The following is an 18,240-nucleotide window of genomic DNA, read 5'->3' on the forward strand; positions in this document are numbered from 1 at the left end:
GATGAATGTATTCAGGCTTATACAAGCCGGTACTGCGTGTATTACATCACGCCCGAAGCGGCTTTTACAGCAGCGGACTGAAAAAGTAGAACAAACGTTCGACGATGCGGTGCCAGAAAGGCCGTTTCAGCCACGCCTCAACATCCAGCAGATGCGAACGGGCAATATAATCTTCCTGCACACGCCCCAGATCATCACCAAATCCGGCATCATCAATGACCAGCGTAATCTCGAAATTCAGCCACAGGCTGCGCATATCCAGATTCACGGTGCCGACCAGGCTGAGCTGGCCGTCGACCAGAATACTTTTGGTATGCAACAGACCGTCTTCAAACTGATAAATTTTGACACCGGCTTCCAGCAGTTCGCCAAAGAATGCCCGGCTCGCCCAGCCAACCATCATTGAATCGTTCTTCATCGGCAGAATAATACTGACGTCCACGCCACGCTGTGCGGCGGTACAAATCGCGTGCAATAAATCATCGCTCGGCACGAGATACGGTGTGGTCATCACCAGTTGTTCACGCGCAGAATACGTGGCGGTCAGAAGCGCCTGATGGATCATATCTTCCGGGAAACCCGGACCGGACGCGATCACCTGAATCGTATGGCCGCTTTCCTGCTCGAACGGCATCTGATTGAGATCGGGTTCGGGCGGCAGAATGCGTTTACCCGTTTCAATCTCCCAGTCACAGGAATACACAATGCCCATGGTGGTCGCCACCGGGCCTTCCATACGTGCCATCAGATCAATCCACTGACCCACGCCGGCATTTTGTTTAAAGAAGCGCGGATCGACCATATTCATGCTGCCGGTATAGGCAACATAATTGTCGATGAGCACGACTTTACGGTGCTGACGTAAGTCCATGCGGCGCAGGAACACGCGGAAAAGATTCACCTGCAACGCTTCCACAACTTCAATACCGGCATTGCGCATCATAGCCGGATAAGGGCTGCGGAAGAATGCGACGCTGCCTGCGGAATCCAGCATCAGACGGCAGTGGATGCCGCGACGCGATGCGGCCATCAGCGATTCTGCAACCTGATCCACCAGCCCGCCGGGTTGCCAGATGTAAAACACCATCTCAATGTTGCTGCGTGCCAGCCCGATGTCGCGCATCATGGCTTTCAGCACGTCATCACTGGTTGTCAGCAATTGCAGCTGATTGCCTTTAACACCGGCAATGCCCTGGCGGCGTTCGCAAAGCTGGAAAAGCGACGCGGCAATTTCGCTGTTTTCAGTGGCAAAAATTCGTTTGCAGTCTTTGAGATCGTTCAACCAGCGCGCCGTTGAAGGCCACATGGCTTTAGCGCGCTCGGCGCGGCGTTTACCTAAATGCAGTTCACCGAATGAAAGATAGGCAATAATACCGACCAGCGGAATGATGTAGATAATCAGCAACCACGCCATGGCAGAAGGCACTGCGCGGCGTTTCATCAAAATGCGCAAGGTCACGCCGGCAATCAGTAACCAGTAACCGAAAACCAGAAGTCCGCTGATTACCGTATAAAATGTTGTCATAAAGGCGAAAAATCCTGTTCGCAAGTTGTCGAAGTGAGTGTACGGGAAAGGGGGGAACTTTTAACCAACTTTATCCCACCAATCAATCAGCTACCTCTTAAATCTGTATCCGATTAATAAAACTTTCACTGTCCTGACATCAAGGTTAGCTGATAACGCTGAATAAGGGAAAAACAAGACTTGGATCACAACGTCATCGGCCTATAATGTCCCCGCAGTTTTTTACGATGAGAAATTTTCCGGCTAAGAAACGCTTCCGTTAATAACGGTCATCACGGGACACAGGTGAATGAAACGCAGTAAAAATGAAGTCAGCCGCTGGCGCATGTTACGCCAGACTCAGCGCCGGAGAAGCCGCTGGCTGGAAGGTCAGTCGAGACGCTATCGTCACATCTACCGAATTCGTCAGATTCATCATCAGCAACATCAGCGTTTGTCATTGTATGCCGTGAACTACGAATGGAATGCGTGATTAGCGGGATTTAGGCTGAAACAGCGCGCCACATTTTTTACACACCAGCGTGGAGTTTTTGCGAACTTTAGCGCTCATCTGTTCAGAAACGTAACCGCATTCCGGGCAGGTGACCTTCGTGGTCGTACTGGTTAGAAACTTCAATCCGTCGAAGAATGACATAGTGCTTACCTCGTGGGCAGGGGTAGGCATCCTAACACACAACGGATGAAAGCAATGTGACGGCTTTGGAGAAATGGCGCCAGAGCGTTTCTGCTGCGGCGCGCGCTTTCCGTTACTCAGTCGAAAAGCTCAGAAAGAAAACTCTTCTTTTTATACGGCTTTTGTGAGGAATAGTGCCCGCGATTGTCATGCCCGCTGTGATGGCGGTGATCGTCGCGGCGCGCGGGTTCTTCATAGCGCGGTGCGGAAGGGCGTTCCGTCTGCTGGATCACGGCGGATTTTTCGATGATTTTATCCAGCTCTCCCCGATCCAGCCAGACGCCACGGCAATCCGGGCAATAGTCGATTTCTATCCCCTGACGTTCAGACATAACCAGCTGACTTTCTTTGCATACAGGACATTGCATATCGGGCTCTCCGCTCGGTATTAATTAATAAGTGATGCAGTGAATGTTCAGGTAACCGGATATTTAGACAATCAATTGCTGTAAGCAAAAGTAAAGTTGCTTAAAAGAAGGGCAGCGGCAGGGATGAAGCGCAGATAAGCAGAAGGCGGGCAGCCTGAGACTGCCCGCCGGAAATCAGAATACGCGTTTGAACGGTTTCACCGTCACCGATTTATAAACACCTGCGGCAACATACGGATCAGCGTCAGCCCACACTTTGGCGGCTTCCAGCGTTTCAAATTCGACGACCAGCAGGGAACCGGTCATTCCCGCAGCGCCCGGATCTTCGCTGTCGATGGCCGGTGTCGGGCCGCCAATCAGGACGCGGCCTTGTTCCTGTAATTTTTTCAGACGTTCGATGTGCGCCGGGCGCGCAAGCGTGCGTTTTTCCAGTGAGTCGGAAACGTCTTCAGAATAAATAACGTAAAGCATGAGTCACCTTTAATGGGTTTTTATTGAGCAATTTCTGGCCGCCATCGGCAGTCAGATCATTTTGCAGAATCAACATAGCTAAACCTGAAGCCCGGGGAAAGTGCTTTGCGTGGGATCAAAGCAAAGGTTATTTGAGAATAGTTGTCATCTCGGTGTTGAATATGATTGCTATTTACATTTAAACTTGCGGCTTCACGGGGAAAATGAATCATTATGCCGCTAAAAAAGTTTAGATTTATCCGCAAGGTTACGTTGCCTGCCGTTCTTTCTGTCACTTTGCACATTGCTGTTATTGCGGGTGTTTTGTACATGGCAGTCGGTGAGTCAATTAAGTTGCCGACGCAGGAACAAAAAGTCATGAGTGTGACGATGGTCAACCCGGCTGACTTTGCGCCACCTCCGCCGCCGCCACAGCCTGAGCCAACACCGCCGGAACCTGAGCCTGAACCGGAAGTGGTGCCAGAGCCTCCGCCGCCGCCGGAAGCGGTTGTGATCCCGGAACCGCCGAAGCCTAAACCTAAGCCGGTGAAAAAACCGGTCGTGAAGCCAAAAGTGAAACCGGTTGAACGTCCGGTAGAAAAACCAACGCAAACGGTACAAACCGCGCCCGTGACCAGCAATCAGCCGGTTACGAAGCCAGTGAGCCAGCCACCTGCGTCCACCAATGCCCAGAGCAATACCGGGCCGCGACCGCTGCAACGTGGTGAACCCATGTATCCGGCGCGTGCGCTGGCGCTGCGTATCGAAGGGCGTGTCCGCGTGCAGTTTGATGTCGACGGTGATGGCCGCGTACAAAATATCCGCGTACTTTCCGCTGAGCCGCGCAATATGTTTGAGCGTGAAGTGAAACAGGCGATGGGGAAATGGCGTTACGAACCGAAGGCCGCCAGCAACTTAGTGGTTAACCTGGTGTTCAAAATCAAAGGCGGCACCACCGTCGAATAAAGCGGCATCGTGCCCGTTGCTCCATAAAAAAGGTCGCCTTCATGGCGACCTTTGTCTTTCATACTGTTCGTGTTCTGTTTAATCCTGAGACACACCGCCAGAATCGACACTGAAATTGCTGCGGCCGTCAGGCAACTGACGGGATTTTCCAGATTCATCCACCGCAACGTACGTGAACACCGCTTCAGTGGCTCTGTAGCGCTGTCCGATAGGCTCTGAGGAGACCTTCTTCACCCACACTTCGACGTTGATGGTGATCGAGCTGTTACCGGTACGAATACAGCGCGCATAACAACACACCACATCACCTACCGCTACTGGCTTGAGGAACGTCATGCCGTCCACACGAACGGTCACTACGCGGCCTTTGGCGATTTCCTTCGCCTGGATCGCGCCGCCCATGTCCATCTGTGACATCAGCCATCCGCCAAAGATATCGCCGTTTGCATTGGTGTCAGCCGGCATTGCCAGCGTGCGCAGTACCATTTCACCATTGGGTAAACTTTGTTTTTCGTTCATGTTTGATTGCTTCACAGTGATCAATGTTTTATTCAAAACAACGAAGGCCTTCAAAAGAAGGCCCGTGCAGAAGAATGCTTATTTTTTTTCATCATCCGGCATGTGCCGGTAAATATAGATGCCGCTGAGCAGCGTGAAGACCAGCGTCAGAACAGTCAGCCCGAACACTTTGAAGTTAACCCAGATATTCTGTGGCAGCCAGAAAGCCACGTAGATATTTGCCAGACCGCACAGCAGGAAGAAAATCGCCCAGCTGACATTCAGCTTATTCCAGACGTGGTCGGGAAGCGTCAGCTCTTTGCCTAACATGCGCTGAATCAGAGGCTTTTTCAGAACCAGCTGGCTTATCAGTAAAGCGCCGGAGAACAGAACGTAAATGACGGTGACTTTCCATTTAATGAATTCATCATTATGGAAGACCAGCGTCAGGGTGCCAAAAACAGCCACCATGGCGAAGGTGATTAACGTCATTTTCTCAATTTTGCGATACATCACCCAGGTGATGACTAACGCCAGCGCAGTGGCAGCGATCAACGCGCCTGATGCGACAAAAATGTCGTAAAGCTTATAAACCACAAAAAAGACAATCAGGGGAAGAAAATCGAGGAGCTGCTTCATACTTCATTCCATGTTTTATATATGTGATGACTATACCGGAATCATTTACCGGACAAAAGAAAAGGGCGCCGGAGCGCCCCTTAAAAAGTTATGTCACTATTAAACATGTAATTTCATGTAAAGACGGAACAGATAAATCAGGATAAATGCCGTGATGACATTGCTGAGCGCGCCGAAAATCACCGCGCTTATCATCGGATTCAACGCACTTAACGCGCCGACGAAAAGCATCAGAACCACCTGCGCCAGAATCCACATCAAAACGCCCGGCGCAACCAGGCGCACATGGCTGAAGGCCAGACGGGTGCTCAGACGCATCGCTTTAAACATCCCGACCTGCTCTTTACAGGCGATGATTGGCGACATTGACCAGGCAATAGCAATCAGAAATGCAGGCACGAAAAGCAGTGCCAGACCGAGACGGAACATCACGCTGAAGACGAACAGCAAAAGGATTAAGCGCGGCAACACAGGCAAAGAAGCGGTCACCACCTGGGTTACGCTGGCGCGCACGCCCTGTGAAACCAGCTGGATCAGCGTCAGGATCCCGCCAACCAGAATCACATTTCCGGCAAGCGTAGAGAACAGCGCCGCAATGCTATAGCGGAAAATGGCGCTTTGCTGTTCCGGCGTGACCTGTTGTTCAATGAAACCCATCATATCGGCGACGCTCATGCCCGCCATGTTGTTCATAAGTTGCCCGATAGCATCAAGCTGATCGGCTGACGGGCTTAAAATCCAGCTCAATATGACGGTAATTAATGCGGCCAGCAGGGAAAGCGCGAAAACGCTACTCAGCTGATTACGCAAAAAATTATAACTGTCACGGTACAATGTACTGGCCGTGATAGACATGGACGCTCCTTGGCACAAGCTAAAAATAACAAGGCAGGGATTGTAACCTGTAATAGGTCCCCGCCGATACTTTTGCGCTGACTTCCTGTCAGTCAGCCTGATGAACCTCTGCCAGCTCTGGCGTGAAAGCCCCGACATCGATCATCGGTAAATCCACATCCAGCGGCGGCAGGCCGTAACGCGCACGTGCGCGATCGCAGGCCGTATTGCCGACACCGTTCAGCCCCGACTGATCAAACTCGCGGCAGGGTGTCGGGCGGTTAAGGTAAACAGAGCAGGAAACCGATTGTCCCACTTCCCCTTCCAGAGCCACACAGCGAGGCGTCTTGCTGTTGGTGCCTTTCATGCAGCTCAAAAAAGGCGTGACTTGTTCTGTCAGTGACTGCGGAACAACGCCGCCAGCCTCTTCAGATTCAGCCCAATAAAATGAAACACGGAAATAGGCGCAGCATGCGCCACAGGTCATACAAGGATTATTAATTTCGCTCATCTTGGGAAGCTACCGACTCCTTACGGCACCAAACCAAAACCAACAGGGTTCAGGCAAATTACGCAGCGGCATTTTTTTTAGCAACTGAAATTTTGGGCTTTCATGAAACAGCAAAATCCCCTCGTTTTTGATGCAGATCAATTCCTTTGTTTTTAGATATTTAGATCGGATTGAGAAAGATGCAATTTCTGAAAAATTGTTTTAAAGATGTGATCCCGCATTGATCAAACCGTACCAAAGAGTAGGTATCATTCGCGCGGCCAATAAATAAACCATACAAAGGGAAGGGACAATGAAAGCAGCATATTGGGCATTAGTGGCAGCAGCGGCATTTCCGGCAATCGCGAGCGCACATGAAGCAGGGGATGTGATTGTTCGTGTAGGGACAGCAACCGTTCGTCCAACCGAAGGTTCAGACAACGTGCTGGGGCTGGGTTCTTTTAACATCAATAACAACACGCAGATGGGTTTGACGCTCGGCTACATGTTCACCGACAACATCGGGATGGAACTGCTGGCTGCGACGCCGTTCCAGCATAAAGTCGGTCTGAATAGCACCGGAACAATCGCTGAAGTTAAACAGTTACCGCCGTCATTGATGGCGCAATACTACTTCGGGGATAAGCGTGACAAACTGCGTCCGTACCTCGGTTTGGGTATCAACTACACCACGTTCTACGATACGAATTTCAACCAGACCGGGCGCGATGCCGGGCTTTCTGATCTGAGCGTGAAAGATTCCTGGGGCGTGGCCACGCAGGCGGGTCTGGATTACAACCTGGATGATAACTGGCTGATCAACATGTCTGTCTGGTGGATGGATATCGATACAGAAGTTAAATTCAAAGCGGGCGGCGAGCAGCAAAACATCAACACCCGGATTGATCCATGGGTCTTTATGTTTGGCGTCGGCTATCGTTTCTGATATTGCCTGTCACGTTGCATAAAAAAAGAGGCGCTCTGGCGCCTCTTCGCATTTCATCAGAAAGATCTCTGATTATTTCAGTCGCATATCGTTCTCGATGGAACGTACACCCGCCACGCCACGCGTGACTTCTACCGCACGGTTTGCATCTGCCGTTGACGTCACGAAACCACTTAACTGAACGCGGCCTTTGAAGGTCTCAACGCTGATTTCCCGTGATTTGATGGTCTTATCGGCCAGCAGGGCGGATTTGACTTTCGTGGTGACTACGGTGTCATCGATGTAACCACCCGTGCCTTCAGATTTTTTTGTCGGTGCGCAGGCAGCCACGGCCATGACGACCACAGCGGCCATGCAGAAAGCAGACAATGTCTTGAATAGCTTCATAAATAACTCTCCATGCTTTGTTATAAAACCAAAAGTCACCCGATTCAGACTCAGGCAAACAATACTTCGAGCACCCGTATTGTTATTGATTTGCCGAGTGATTTTAGTTTGGATTATTGGCGGGGTTTATACAAATCGAATGGAGAAAAAAAACGTAAGAATTTAAAAGAAACAGAACCTTAGTCAGGCATTGAATAAGGTTCTGTTCACCGAAACGCTTGTGATTATGCGCGGGTGGCGGCTTTCATTTCACTGACGAAACGGGAAAGCTGAGCCAGCATTTCTGATGGCTGATGCTGATTATTCTCGATGATGCGTACCGTCGCGGAACCGGATATCGCACCCGCCGCACCGGCGGCCAGCGTTTCTTTCACCTGTGAAGGTTCTGAAATACCGAAGCCCTGCAAAGGCGGCGCTGCGTTATATTCGCGCAACTTATCGACCAGGTGATTCAGCGGCGTCAGCGCGCGTTTTTCCGTCCCGGTCACACCGGCGCGTGACAGCAAATAGGTGTAGCCGCGGCCATGGGAGGAAATCTCACGCAGCAGATCGTCTGACGCATTTGGCGGGCAGATGAAGATCGGCGCGATGCCGTGACGTAACGCCGCCGCGCGGAACGGGGCCGATTCTTCAAACGGCACGTCGGCGACGAGCACGGAGTCCACGCCCACTTCAGCGCAACGCTGGTAGAAAGTTTCAATGCCGTTATGGAACACCAGGTTGGCGTACATCAGCAGGCCAATCGGGATATCCGGATGTTTTTCGCGAATGCGCGCCAGCATATTGAAGCATTGCGTTGGCGTCACACCGGCGGCAAACGCGCGCAGGTTGGCGTTCTGAATCGTCGGACCGTCGGCCAGCGGATCAGAGAACGGAATGCCCAGCTCCAGTGCGTCGGCACCGGCTTCAATCAGCGTGTCGATAATAGAGAGCGACAGCTCAACGCCCGGATCGCCCAGCGTCACGAAGGGAACAAAGGCCCCTTCTTTTTTGCTTTCCAGACGCTTAAATAATTGCTGATAACGTTCCATTAAATTTCTCCCCGGGCAGTCAGGATGTCATGTACGGTGAAAATATCTTTGTCGCCGCGGCCAGAAAGATTCACCACAAGAATTTGTTCTTTCTCTGGCGTTTCCTTGATGAGTTTCAGCGCGTAAGCCAGCGCGTGTGAAGATTCCAGTGCCGGAATAATCCCTTCATGGCGGGACAATTCTTTAAAGGCGTCCAGCGCTTCGTCATCGGTAATCGACACATATTCCGCGCGGCCGATGCTGTTCAGGAAAGCATGCTGCGGCCCGACAGACGGGAAATCCAGACCGGCAGAAATGGAATAAGATTCTTCAATCTGGCCTTCTGAGGTTTGCATCATCGGGGCTTTCATCCCGAAATAGATACCAACGTGTCCGTGTTTAAGCGGCGCGCCGTGTTGCCCGGTTTCGATACCCAGCCCGCCCGGTTCAACACCAATCAGCTTCACGCTGGTGTCATCGATGAAATCAGCAAACATGCCGATGGCGTTAGAGCCACCGCCGACGCAGGCGATCACGGCGTCCGGCAGACAGCCTTCGCGTTCCTGCATTTGCGCTTTGGTTTCTTCGCCAATCATGCGCTGGAATTCACGCACAATCGTCGGATACGGATGCGGGCCCGCAGCGGTTCCCAGCATATAGTGAGCGGTTTCATAGCTGCCAGACCAGTCGCGCAGTGCCTCGTTACAGGCATCTTTCAGCGTGGAAGAACCGCTGTGAACCGGGATCACTTCAGCGCCCATCAGACGCATACGGAACACGTTCGGTGACTGGCGTTCAATGTCTTTTGCGCCCATATAAATCCGGCATTTCAGGCCGAGCAGGGCACAGGCCAGAGCGGACGCCACGCCGTGCTGACCGGCACCGGTTTCAGCGATGATTTCGGTCTTGCCCATGCGCTTTGCCAGCAGCGCCTGACCCAGCACCTGGTTCGTTTTGTGTGCGCCGCCGTGCAACAGATCTTCACGCTTGAGATACAGCTTGGTTTTGGTACCTGCGGTCAGGTTTTTACACAATGTCAGCGCCGTCGGGCGGCCTGCATAGTTTTTCAGTAAATCGATGAATTCAGCCTGAAACGCCGGGTCACGCTGCGCGCTGACAAAAGCTTCTTCCAGCTGCACCAGCGCAGGCATCAGAATTTGCGGGACGTACTGGCCGCCAAATTCGCCGAAGTAGGGATTAAGTAAAGTCATGTGATTCCATCCTGTCTGTCAATTTTTGCGTCACTGCGGGGAATTAATAAGCCCGCAGTGTCTGGAATACGGCGGTAATTTTACCCGCATCTTTAATGCCCGGTTCGCTCTCGACGCCTGAATTAAAATCCAGACCCGCACAACCGAGCTGCGCGGCCTCGACGCAATTATCTGCGCTCAGGCCACCGGCCAGCAGAACATTGCTCAGGTCTTGCCCGGCCAGTTTGCTCCAGTCGAAACGATGCCCTGTTCCGCCTTTACCGTTATCGAGAACATAACGGTCAACGTGATTCAGATTGCGTGCCGGCAACGTGTCTTTCACGCTCAGCGCTTTCCAGATCTGCACCGCAGAAGGCAGCTCGCTGCGCAGCGCGTCGATATACGCCTGATCTTCATCGCCATGAAGCTGCACGGCGGTGAGATTCAGCGCCTGAGCGGTTTGCGCGACGTCAGCCAGTGGCGTATCACGGAACACGCCGACGTATTTCAGCGGTGCGCCGTTTTGCACTTCTTTCGCCTGCGGCTGCGTCACGAAACGCGGAGAGGCGTCGACAAAAATTAGTCCGCCGTAAATCGCACCGGCATCATGGGCGGCTTTCGCATCCTGCGCACGGGTCAGGCCGCACACTTTGTTGTCGCCAAGCAGCACACGGCTGACGGCGGTGTTCAGGTCTGGCTCTGACATCAGCGCGCTGCCAATCAGGAAACCGTTAGCAAAACGGCTGAGTTCGCGGATCTGGCCGTAGGTATTAATGCCGGATTCGCTGATGACCGTCACGCCGTGCGGCACGCGGGGTGCCAGTTCACGCGTACGGTTCAGGTCAATCGACAGATCGCGCAGATCACGGTTATTGATACCGACCACTTTCGCTTTCAGATTCACCGCACGTTCCAGCTCTTCTTCATTACTGGCTTCGGTCAGCACACCCATATTCAGGCTGTGCGCGACGGCGGCGAGCTGCACGTATTGTTCATCGTTGAGTACGGAGAGCATCAGCAAAATGGCATCGGCCTGATAAAAGCGCGCCAGATGAATCTGATACGGGTCGATAATGAAGTCTTTGCACAGCACCGGCTGCGTGACGGTTTTGCTCACCAGCGGCAGAAAATCAAAGCTGCCCTGGAAGTATTTTTCGTCCGTCAGAATGGAAATGGCCGATGCGTAGTTTTTGTAAACACCGGCAATTTCTACCGGATCAAAGTTCTCACGGATCTTTCCTTTGGAAGGAGAAGCCTGCTTGCACTCAAGAATAAAAGCCGTTCTTGCGCCCTGAAGCGCGTCGTAAAAACTGCGCTGGCTTTGAGTTATTTCGTTCTGAAAGCTGGCCAGCGGTTGTTGTTCTTTGCGTGCCGCGACCCAAACTTCCTTATCGCGAACAATTTTGTGGAGCACGGTTTCCTGCTGCATCACTTATCCTCTTGCTGCCAATGCAGTCACGCGCTGGTAGGGTTCACCGCTGCGCATGACATCTAAAGCCTGTTGAGCGTTTTGCTTCAAATCTTCCTGACCGAAAAGACGCAGTAACATCGCCACATTGACGGCTACCGCGGCTTCATGGGCCGCATCACCTTTACCTTGTAATAAGCGTGCCAGAATGTCACGGTTTTCTTCCGGCTCGCCGCCCAGCAGGGATTCGATCGGATAATTGTCCAGCCCGAAGTCCTGCGGTGTCACTTCATAGGTGGTGATTTCGCCGTCTTTCAGTTCAGCAACCTGTGTTGCCGAGTGAATCGCCACTTCATCCATTCCGCCGCCGTGAACCACCGCCGCACGCTCGTAACCGAGGGCGCGCAGGGTTTCTGCAATCGGCTTCACCAGTTCCGGGCTGTACACGCCAATCAGTGCCAGCGGCGGACGCGCCGGGTTAATCAGCGGGCCGAGCACGTTGAACAGCGTGCGGGTTTTCAGCGCCTTGCGCACCGGCATCGCATGGCGGAAACCGGTGTGATATTGCGGTGCGAACAGGAAGCACACATTCAAATCGTCCAGCGCCGCGCGGGATTCTTCCGCTGGCATATCCAGACGGATGCCGAAAGCGGCCAGTAAATCCGATGAACCTGAACGGCTGGACACGCTGCGGTTACCATGTTTCGCCACGCGTGCGCCACAGGCCGCCGCCACAAAGGCGCTGGCGGTGGAAATATTGATGCTGTTGGTGCCGTCGCCGCCGGTGCCGACGATATCCGCGAACGGATAATCAGGGCGCGGGAACGGTTCGGCGTGTGCCAGTAACGCTTTTGCGGCACCGGCGATTTCAGCGGGCTGCTCGCCGCGCACCTTCATGCTGATCAGCGCCGCCGCTAACTGCGCGGGTTCCAGCTCACCGTTCACGATGGCGGTAAATAATTGCTGGCTTTCTTCCTGCGTCATCGCCTGAGCCTGATACAGATTTTCGAGAATGCCGGGGATAGTTTGCGTTTTCATGACAGTTCTCCTTACGCCAAAGCCCAGGCCAGTGTCTGCTCAAGCAGACGCGCACCCTGTGAAGTTAAAATGGATTCCGGATGGAACTGGAAGCCGCAAACGCGATCTTCTTCGTGACGCACCGCCATCACCATGTCGCCGTAACGGGCGTTAACCGTCAGCCCTTCGGGGATCTGACTGCCGACCAGCGAGTGATAACGCGCCACCGGCAGCGGGTTATTCATCCCCGCGAACATCGCTTCGTTGTCATGCGTAATAGAAGAGGCTTTACCGTGCAGGATTTCACCTGCCTGACCGACGAAACCGCCGTAGGTTTCCACAATCGCCTGATGTCCGAGACAGATACCGATAATCGGTAACTGACCGCGCAAGCGTTTCAGCAGTTCCGGCATACAGCCCGCTTCAGACGGTGTACCCGGGCCCGGAGAAAGCACCAGCACCGGTTTTTCCAGCTGGCTGAGTTTTTCGATAATCACGTCAGCCGGGATCTGATTACGGTAAATCACCACGTTATGGCCGCTGGAACGCAGCTGATCGACCAGGTTGTACGTAAAGGAATCCACGTTATCGATGAGTAAAATGTCGGCCATCTTAAAATACCTCTTTCGCATTGTGGGCAGTGGCGATGGCGCGCAGCACGGCACGGGCTTTATTACGGGTTTCGTCAGCTTCGGCTTGTGGTACGGAATCGAGCACCACGCCGCCGCCCGCCTGAACGGTGGCAATGCCGTCTTCCACATACGCGGAGCGGATGACGATGCAGGTGTCCAGATCACCGTGTGCGGTGAAATAGCCCACTGCGCCGCCGTAACTGCCACGACGGGTTTGCTCAGAGGCTGAAATCAGCTGCATGGCGCGGACTTTTGGTGCGCCGGTCAGCGTGCCCATATTCATGACGGCCTGATAAGCGTGCAGCACATCCAGATCGGCGCGCAGCGTGCCGACAACGCGGGACACCAGATGCATCACGAAGGAATAACGGTCAACTTTGGTCAGGTCCGCGACGTAACGGCTGCCTGGCTCGCAGATACGCGCCAGATCGTTACGGGCTAAATCCACCAGCATCAGATGCTCGGCCAGCTCTTTATGGTCGGTGCGCATTTCCAGCTCGATGCGGCTGTCGAGATCCAAGTCCAGTGAGCCGTCAGCACGGCGACCACGCGGGCGGGTACCGGCAATCGGATAAATTTCAATCTGGCGGTTAGTTGCATCGTATTTCAGTGCGCTTTCCGGTGACGCGCCGAACAGCGTGAAATCGTTGTCCTGCATGAAAAACATATACGGGCTTGGGTTGTTGTTTTTCAGCGTTTCGTAGGCCGCCAGCGGAGCAGGGCATGGCAGGGAGAAACGGCGTGACGGCACAACCTGGAAGATTTCACCGGCGCAGATTGCCACTTTCATTTTCTCAACCACGGCACCAAACACCTCATCGGTCTGGTTCACGCTCAGCTGCATTTCCGGCACGCTCTGGTGCGGGATGTTATGTGGCGGCAATTGCAGCTGATGTTGCAGCTGTTCCAGACGCTCATGCAGACGCTGTTTTTCCTCAGAAGACGGCGTAAACAGGCTGGCCTGCAAACGACAGGTGCGGTTCTGGTGGTCGAGCACCAGCAGGGTTTCTGCCAGATAGAAGCAGAAATCCGGGCAACGCTGGTCGGACGCTAACTGCGGCAAATCTTCAAAACCGGCAACAAGGTCATAAGCAAACAGGCCGCCGAGGAACATCGCTTCACGCTCGTGTGCCGGTGATTCTACCGAAGTCAGAATGCTGCGCAGGGCATCGAAAACAGAGCGGGAACGCAGACGGGCATCTTCATCCTGCATCTGGTCGATCGCCGGGAAAGTCAGTTCGCGGCCATTCGGGCGAACGTCAATGCAAATTTCAGACGGCAGCGCGCTGTCGATCAGCGGCAGCAACGACGCACCGTTCGGCGTCAGTGCCTGAATGGAAACCCGGGAACCCAGCGCGGTGATGCGCAGGGCGCTGTCGACAATCAACAGGCTCTTCAGGTTTTCCTTGCTGGTGACTTCTGAGGATTCCAGCAGCAGGGTCGCCGGACGCGCGCCGCACAACTGATGAAAGATGGCCGTTGGATCGCCGCGGTAACATCCTTGTGCGGTCAGCAATTCTAAACGTGGTTTTTGAATAGTCATTTTGCTTCCTGAAATTTTCTGAACGTTTTCAAACAGACGGCCACAAAAAAGCCCGCGTTAAGCGGGCTTCGGAAATCTTGCAGCGTCTGATGACAGCTATGCGTGATTACTCCGCCCGACAAGGGGAAGTACGCCACCAGCTGAGAACCGCCATCATGTGAGTTTTCATCATCAGACACTCTTTTTAAGTTTGGGAAAGTTCGTGTTTATAAGAACTGCGCGTTCTTAAAACCTAAACTTTCTGAATTCGTTTGTCACGCCGTTCATTACTGAATCATCCCGTGAACTTGCGTACTAGTAAACTAGTTCACGAAGGCAAAGTCAACCCTCAATTTGTCTGATTTCACACCTTTAGTGCGGTCAGATTGTTACAGCACCGTAACCGTGCGTAAAAACCGGGTGAAATCATCCCTAACGTGCACAGCGCTAACGCGTTATGATAAGTGCTGCATTCAGAAACAGGTTAAATCCCCGACGTGACGATGACTTCGCCAACAACAGCTTCACCCTCAGCAGACGATCAGACTTCCGGCACTGCATTCAGGATCTACGATCTCCACAGCCACACGACCGCATCGGACGGCTATTTAACGCCCGAAGCGCTGGTGGCCCGCGCCGTTGAAATGCGGGTTGGCGTTCTGGCGATCACCGATCACGACAGCACTGAAGGGCTGGCGCGTGCGGCGCAGGCGATAGCCAGCCAGCAACTTCCGCTGCAACTGGTGAACGGCGTTGAGATTTCGACGCTGTGGGAAAACCATGAGATTCATATTGTCGGATTAGGCATCGACCCTGAACATCCGGCGATGGTGAGCCTGCTGAAAAGTCAGGCTGAACTCCGCCAGCAGCGCGCGCAGGAAATGGGCCGCCGGCTGGCGAAAGCACGCATCGAAGGTGCGTGGGAAGGCGCGTTGCGTCTGGCGCAGGGCGGTGCGGTAACCCGCGCACATTTTGCCCGGTATCTGGTTGAATTTGGTGCGGCGGATAACATTGCGCAGGTCTTCAAAAAGTACCTCGCCAAAGGCAAGACCGGCTACGTTCCGCCACAGTGGTGTACAATAGAACAATCTATTGAAGCTATTCATCAGTCTGGCGGGCAGGCCGTTGTCGCGCATCCGGGACGTTATGACCTGTCGACAAAATGGCTGAAACGCCTGCTGGCCTATTTTTCTGAGCACGGCGGTGATGCGATGGAAGTCGCGCAGTGTCAGCAGGCGCCGAACGAACGCGCGCAGCTGGCGACCTTTGCCCGCGATTATCAACTGCTGGCTTCGCAAGGTTCTGATTTCCATCAGCCCTGCTCGTGGATTGAGCTGGGGCGCAAACTTTGGCTTCCCGCAGGTGTGGAACCGGTGTGGAAAAACTGGCCGGTCACTGAAAAACAGCCTGAAATTGAACTGGTCTGAACCCTGCTATATGACGTCATGTTTTACGCTGACGTCACAGAGGGCAGACCTGAAAAGAATTGAGAGGAACAATGAGTCAATATTTCTATATTCATCCTGAAAATCCGCAGCCACGCCTGATCAGTCAGGCGGTTGAATTGCTGCGCAAAGGGAATGTGATCGTTTACCCGACCGATTCGGGCTACGCGCTGGGCTGTCGCCTGGAAGAAAAGAACGCGATGGAGCGCATTTGCCGTATCCGTCAGCTGGACGGCAACCACAACTTCACGCTGGTCTGCCGCGATTTGTCCGAGCTTTCCACATACGCGTACGTGGATAACTCAGCTTTCCGTCTGATCAAAAATAATACGCCGGGCAACTACACGTTCATTCTGAAAGCGACGAAAGAAGTGCCGCGCCGTCTGATGAGCGAAAAGCGTAAGACGATCGGTTTACGTGTGCCGTCCAACCCGATTGCAATTGCACTGCTCGACGCGCTGGGCGAGCCGCTGATGTCCACCACGCTGATGCTGCCGGGCAATGACTTTGCGGAATCTGATCCGGAAGACATCAAAGATCACCTGGGCAAACTGGTCGATCTGGTCATTGACGGCGGTTCGCTGGGCCAGCAGCCTACCACGGTCATCGATCTGACCGAGTCATCGCCGGAAGTGGTCCGTGAAGGCGCGGGCGATCCCACACCGTTCCGGTAACTGCTGTTTGAAAAATAATCAGCCCGCAAATCCCTTAGCAGGATACAAATTGCGGATAAATGTGTATAATGGCGGGCTGACTTTTTTGTAAGTCGTTGTATTAAAGCGCAATAAACGAATTTTGGCGGGCAGACAATGGGTCACATTGTGCTGCCGGCTCCCCCCGACGCCTGTGAAGGCGACAAATGAGGCTGCTCAATGAGCGAGAAGTATAATTCCCAGAAGCACACCAGCGACAAATCCAAACCGGCACGTTCGTCTGGTGACAAGCCTAAAAGCGGCAGAAATTCCGGCGCAGCGAAAAGCCGTCCGGAACCGTCGCGGGCTGAAAAGCGTGGTGAAAAACCACGTACCGATAAGCCACGTTCTGACAAACCGCGTACCGATAAACCGCGTGCTGACGCAGGTCGCAGCGATTCACGTTCTGATTCCCGCATTGAAAAACCCCGCATGGGTAAACCGGCACGTCCGGACAACGCGCGCGATGATAAAAAGCGTCCGCTGAAACCGCGTGGCACCAAGCCTAAAGCTGAAGCATTGTTTGATGAAAACGGTGACGAAGAAGAAGTGAAGTACCAGAAGCCGAAAAATGCGCTGGACAGCACCGAAGGGCAAACTGAAAAACTGCAAAAAGTTCTCGCGCGTGCGGGCCACGGTTCACGTCGTGAAGTTGAAGCGATGATCCAGGCTGGCCGCGTCAGCGTTGACGGTAAAATTTCAACGCTGGGCGATCGTGTTGAAGTCACCGGCGGGACAAAAATCCGTCTCGACGGCCACATCCTGTCGGTGATGGAGTCTCAGGACACCGTCTGCCGCGTGCTGGCGTATTACAAACCGGAAGGCGAACTGTGTACGCGCAGTGATCCGGAAGGGCGTCCGACCGTCTTTGACCGTTTGCCGAAAATGCGCGGTTCACGCTGGATTGCCGTGGGTCGTCTGGACGTTAACACCTCCGGTCTGCTGTTATTCACCACCGACGGTGAACTGGCTAACCGCCTGATGCACCCGAGCCGTGAAGTGGAACGTGAGTATGCGGTACGTGTATTCGGTCAGGTTGATGATGAAAAAATCAAACAACTTAGCCGTGGCGTACAGCTGGAAGACGGCCCTGCCGCTTTCCGCTCCATCAAATTCCAGGGCGGCGAAGGCCTGAACCAGTGGTACAACGTGACCCTGACAGAAGGGCGTAACCGCGAAGTTCGCCGTCTGTGGGAAGCCGTCGGTGTTCAGGTGAGCCGTCTGATCCGCGTGCGTTACGGTGACCTGAACCTGCCTAAAGGCCTGCCTCGCGGCGGCTATAAAGAGCTGGATCTGCCGGACATCAACTATCTGCGCACACTGGTCGATATGACCGAAGAAACCGTCAGCAAACTGCCGGTTGAGCGCGATCGTCGTCGTGTTAAAGCTAACCAGATCCGTCGCGCCGTGAAGCGCCACACGTCTGTGGCTCCGGCACGTCGTACCACCGGACCGGCTAAACGGGGTTAATCGCTGACAAGCGAAAGGCTAACCGTTATGCTCATAAACCGCAGCTCTCACCGGCTGCGGTTTTTTTTGCACAAAAAT

General features: G+C 53.6%; 19 protein-coding genes, 1 pseudogene and 1 other annotated feature. Of the genes and pseudogenes, 6 read left to right on the forward strand and 14 right to left on the reverse strand.

What is annotated here, in order from left to right; genetic code table 11:
- Positions 1-64: 64 nt before the first annotated feature.
- Positions 65-1,525 (reverse strand): cardiolipin synthase, encoded by a 1,461-nt coding sequence (gene cls, locus IV433_RS02440; RefSeq protein ID WP_195812577.1) that lies wholly within the window; start codon positions 1,523-1,525, stop codon positions 65-67.
- Between the two features lie 289 nt (positions 1,526-1,814).
- Here cls and IV433_RS02445 point away from each other — a divergent pair, with 289 nt between their 5' ends.
- The gene (locus tag IV433_RS02445) at positions 1,815-1,997 is read left to right on the forward strand and encodes a YciY family protein (protein WP_195812576.1); all 183 of its coding nucleotides are present in this window, start codon (positions 1,815-1,817) and stop codon (positions 1,995-1,997) included.
- Here the strand turns inward: IV433_RS02445 and IV433_RS02450 are convergent, their stop codons facing one another.
- The 3 genes from IV433_RS02450 to IV433_RS02460 form a co-directional block, all read right to left on the reverse strand.
- Complete coding sequence (locus IV433_RS02450; protein WP_015697086.1) at positions 1,998-2,159, reverse strand: YnfU family zinc-binding protein; 162 nt, start codon at positions 2,157-2,159, stop codon at positions 1,998-2,000.
- 116 nt (positions 2,160-2,275) lie between these two features.
- Positions 2,276-2,566 carry a TFIIB-type zinc ribbon-containing protein gene (locus IV433_RS02455; protein ID WP_195812575.1) on the reverse strand — a complete coding sequence of 97 codons (291 nt, stop codon included), beginning with the start codon at positions 2,564-2,566 and terminating at the stop codon, positions 2,276-2,278.
- Between the two features lie 174 nt (positions 2,567-2,740).
- Positions 2,741-3,037 carry a YciI family protein gene (locus IV433_RS02460; RefSeq protein WP_104921630.1) on the reverse strand — a complete coding sequence of 99 codons (297 nt, stop codon included), beginning with the start codon at positions 3,035-3,037 and terminating at the stop codon, positions 2,741-2,743.
- 213 nt (positions 3,038-3,250) lie between these two features.
- Here IV433_RS02460 and IV433_RS02465 point away from each other — a divergent pair, with 213 nt between their 5' ends.
- Positions 3,251-3,982: an energy transducer TonB gene (locus tag IV433_RS02465; protein ID WP_195812574.1), complete on the forward strand. Its 732-nt coding sequence runs from the start codon at positions 3,251-3,253 to the stop codon at positions 3,980-3,982.
- A 78-nt stretch (positions 3,983-4,060) separates the two neighbouring features.
- Here the strand turns inward: IV433_RS02465 and yciA are convergent, their stop codons facing one another.
- The 4 genes from yciA to IV433_RS02485 form a co-directional block, all read right to left on the reverse strand.
- Positions 4,061-4,501, reverse strand: coding sequence for an acyl-CoA thioester hydrolase YciA (gene yciA, locus IV433_RS02470; protein WP_104921632.1), 441 nt, complete (start codon positions 4,499-4,501; stop codon positions 4,061-4,063).
- Positions 4,502-4,579: 78 nt separating this feature from the next.
- Entirely contained in the window at positions 4,580-5,119 is a 540-nt protein-coding gene (locus tag IV433_RS02475; RefSeq protein ID WP_152325921.1) for a septation protein A, read from the reverse strand.
- A 99-nt stretch (positions 5,120-5,218) separates the two neighbouring features.
- On the reverse strand, positions 5,219-5,974 hold the full coding sequence (locus IV433_RS02480; protein WP_152325922.1) for a YciC family protein: 756 nt from the start codon (positions 5,972-5,974) through the stop codon (positions 5,219-5,221).
- An 88-nt stretch (positions 5,975-6,062) separates the two neighbouring features.
- Entirely contained in the window at positions 6,063-6,464 is a 402-nt protein-coding gene (locus IV433_RS02485) for a YkgJ family cysteine cluster protein (protein ID WP_195812573.1), read from the reverse strand.
- Positions 6,465-6,756: 292 nt separating this feature from the next.
- On the opposite strand from IV433_RS02485, the gene ompW reads away from it, so the two are divergent.
- The gene (gene ompW / locus IV433_RS02490) at positions 6,757-7,389 is read left to right on the forward strand and encodes an outer membrane protein OmpW (protein WP_195812572.1); all 633 of its coding nucleotides are present in this window, start codon (positions 6,757-6,759) and stop codon (positions 7,387-7,389) included.
- 72 nt (positions 7,390-7,461) lie between these two features.
- Here ompW and IV433_RS02495 read toward each other — a convergent pair whose 3' ends face one another.
- The 6 genes and pseudogenes from IV433_RS02495 to IV433_RS02525 all read right to left on the reverse strand — a co-directional run bounded on the left by IV433_RS02495 (position 7,462) and on the right by IV433_RS02525 (position 14,576).
- Positions 7,462-7,776 carry a BON domain-containing protein gene (locus IV433_RS02495; RefSeq protein WP_152325925.1) on the reverse strand — a complete coding sequence of 105 codons (315 nt, stop codon included), beginning with the start codon at positions 7,774-7,776 and terminating at the stop codon, positions 7,462-7,464.
- Positions 7,777-8,000: 224 nt separating this feature from the next.
- Positions 8,001-8,807, reverse strand: coding sequence for a tryptophan synthase subunit alpha (gene trpA / locus IV433_RS02500; RefSeq protein ID WP_095921656.1), 807 nt, complete (start codon positions 8,805-8,807; stop codon positions 8,001-8,003).
- On the reverse strand, positions 8,807-9,997 hold the full coding sequence (gene trpB / locus IV433_RS02505; protein ID WP_152325927.1) for a tryptophan synthase subunit beta: 1,191 nt from the start codon (positions 9,995-9,997) through the stop codon (positions 8,807-8,809). Before trpB ends, trpA begins: the two co-directional genes overlap by 1 nt.
- Before the next feature lie 43 nt (positions 9,998-10,040).
- Complete coding sequence (gene trpCF, locus IV433_RS02510; protein WP_195812571.1) at positions 10,041-11,405, reverse strand: bifunctional indole-3-glycerol-phosphate synthase TrpC/phosphoribosylanthranilate isomerase TrpF; 1,365 nt, start codon at positions 11,403-11,405, stop codon at positions 10,041-10,043.
- Positions 11,406-11,408: 3 nt separating this feature from the next.
- Positions 11,409-13,012, reverse strand: a pseudogene (trpD, locus tag IV433_RS26085) (bifunctional anthranilate synthase glutamate amidotransferase component TrpG/anthranilate phosphoribosyltransferase TrpD).
- A 1-nt stretch (position 13,013) separates the two neighbouring features.
- Positions 13,014-14,576 (reverse strand): anthranilate synthase component 1, encoded by a 1,563-nt coding sequence (locus tag IV433_RS02525; protein WP_195812570.1) that lies wholly within the window; start codon positions 14,574-14,576, stop codon positions 13,014-13,016.
- Positions 14,577-14,618: 42 nt separating this feature from the next.
- Positions 14,619-14,721, reverse strand: a sequence feature (Trp leader region).
- Positions 14,722-15,058: 337 nt separating this feature from the next.
- Here IV433_RS02525 and rnm point away from each other — a divergent pair.
- The 3 genes from rnm (at position 15,059) to rluB (ending at position 18,162) form a co-directional block, all read left to right on the forward strand.
- On the forward strand, positions 15,059-15,982 hold the full coding sequence (gene rnm, locus IV433_RS02530) for an RNase RNM (protein ID WP_229893160.1): 924 nt from the start codon (positions 15,059-15,061) through the stop codon (positions 15,980-15,982).
- Positions 15,983-16,053: 71 nt separating this feature from the next.
- The gene (locus IV433_RS02535; protein ID WP_195812569.1) at positions 16,054-16,674 is read left to right on the forward strand and encodes an L-threonylcarbamoyladenylate synthase; all 621 of its coding nucleotides are present in this window, start codon (positions 16,054-16,056) and stop codon (positions 16,672-16,674) included.
- 567 nt (positions 16,675-17,241) lie between these two features.
- Positions 17,242-18,162 carry a 23S rRNA pseudouridine(2605) synthase RluB gene (gene rluB, locus IV433_RS02540; protein ID WP_259228644.1) on the forward strand — a complete coding sequence of 307 codons (921 nt, stop codon included), beginning with the start codon at positions 17,242-17,244 and terminating at the stop codon, positions 18,160-18,162.
- The last annotated feature ends 78 nt before the right edge of the window (positions 18,163-18,240 follow it).

Source organism: Rahnella laticis, assembly GCF_015644585.1.
GTDB lineage: Bacteria > Pseudomonadota > Gammaproteobacteria > Enterobacterales > Enterobacteriaceae > Rahnella > Rahnella laticis.

Coding starts and splice junctions, on each gene's coding strand:
- IV433_RS02450 (WP_015697086.1), bottom strand. CDS start 2,159: ATGTCATTCTTCGACGGATTGAAGTTTCTAACCAGTACGACCACGAAG.
- IV433_RS02535 (WP_195812569.1), top strand. CDS start 16,054: ATGAGTCAATATTTCTATATTCATCCTGAAAATCCGCAGCCACGCCTG.
- IV433_RS02445 (WP_195812576.1), top strand. CDS start 1,815: ATGAAACGCAGTAAAAATGAAGTCAGCCGCTGGCGCATGTTACGCCAG.
- rnm (WP_229893160.1), top strand. CDS start 15,059: ATGACTTCGCCAACAACAGCTTCACCCTCAGCAGACGATCAGACTTCC.
- IV433_RS02495 (WP_152325925.1), bottom strand. CDS start 7,776: ATGAAGCTATTCAAGACATTGTCTGCTTTCTGCATGGCCGCTGTGGTC.
- IV433_RS02480 (WP_152325922.1), bottom strand. CDS start 5,974: ATGTCTATCACGGCCAGTACATTGTACCGTGACAGTTATAATTTTTTG.
- IV433_RS02455 (WP_195812575.1), bottom strand. CDS start 2,566: ATGCAATGTCCTGTATGCAAAGAAAGTCAGCTGGTTATGTCTGAACGT.
- trpCF (WP_195812571.1), bottom strand. CDS start 11,405: ATGCAGCAGGAAACCGTGCTCCACAAAATTGTTCGCGATAAGGAAGTT.
- IV433_RS02465 (WP_195812574.1), top strand. CDS start 3,251: ATGCCGCTAAAAAAGTTTAGATTTATCCGCAAGGTTACGTTGCCTGCC.
- trpA (WP_095921656.1), bottom strand. CDS start 8,807: ATGGAACGTTATCAGCAATTATTTAAGCGTCTGGAAAGCAAAAAAGAA.
- yciA (WP_104921632.1), bottom strand. CDS start 4,501: ATGAACGAAAAACAAAGTTTACCCAATGGTGAAATGGTACTGCGCACG.
- trpB (WP_152325927.1), bottom strand. CDS start 9,997: ATGACTTTACTTAATCCCTACTTCGGCGAATTTGGCGGCCAGTACGTC.
- IV433_RS02525 (WP_195812570.1), bottom strand. CDS start 14,576: ATGACTATTCAAAAACCACGTTTAGAATTGCTGACCGCACAAGGATGT.
- IV433_RS02460 (WP_104921630.1), bottom strand. CDS start 3,037: ATGCTTTACGTTATTTATTCTGAAGACGTTTCCGACTCACTGGAAAAA.
- IV433_RS02485 (WP_195812573.1), bottom strand. CDS start 6,464: ATGAGCGAAATTAATAATCCTTGTATGACCTGTGGCGCATGCTGCGCC.
- IV433_RS02475 (WP_152325921.1), bottom strand. CDS start 5,119: ATGAAGCAGCTCCTCGATTTTCTTCCCCTGATTGTCTTTTTTGTGGTT.
- cls (WP_195812577.1), bottom strand. CDS start 1,525: ATGACAACATTTTATACGGTAATCAGCGGACTTCTGGTTTTCGGTTAC.
- ompW (WP_195812572.1), top strand. CDS start 6,757: ATGAAAGCAGCATATTGGGCATTAGTGGCAGCAGCGGCATTTCCGGCA.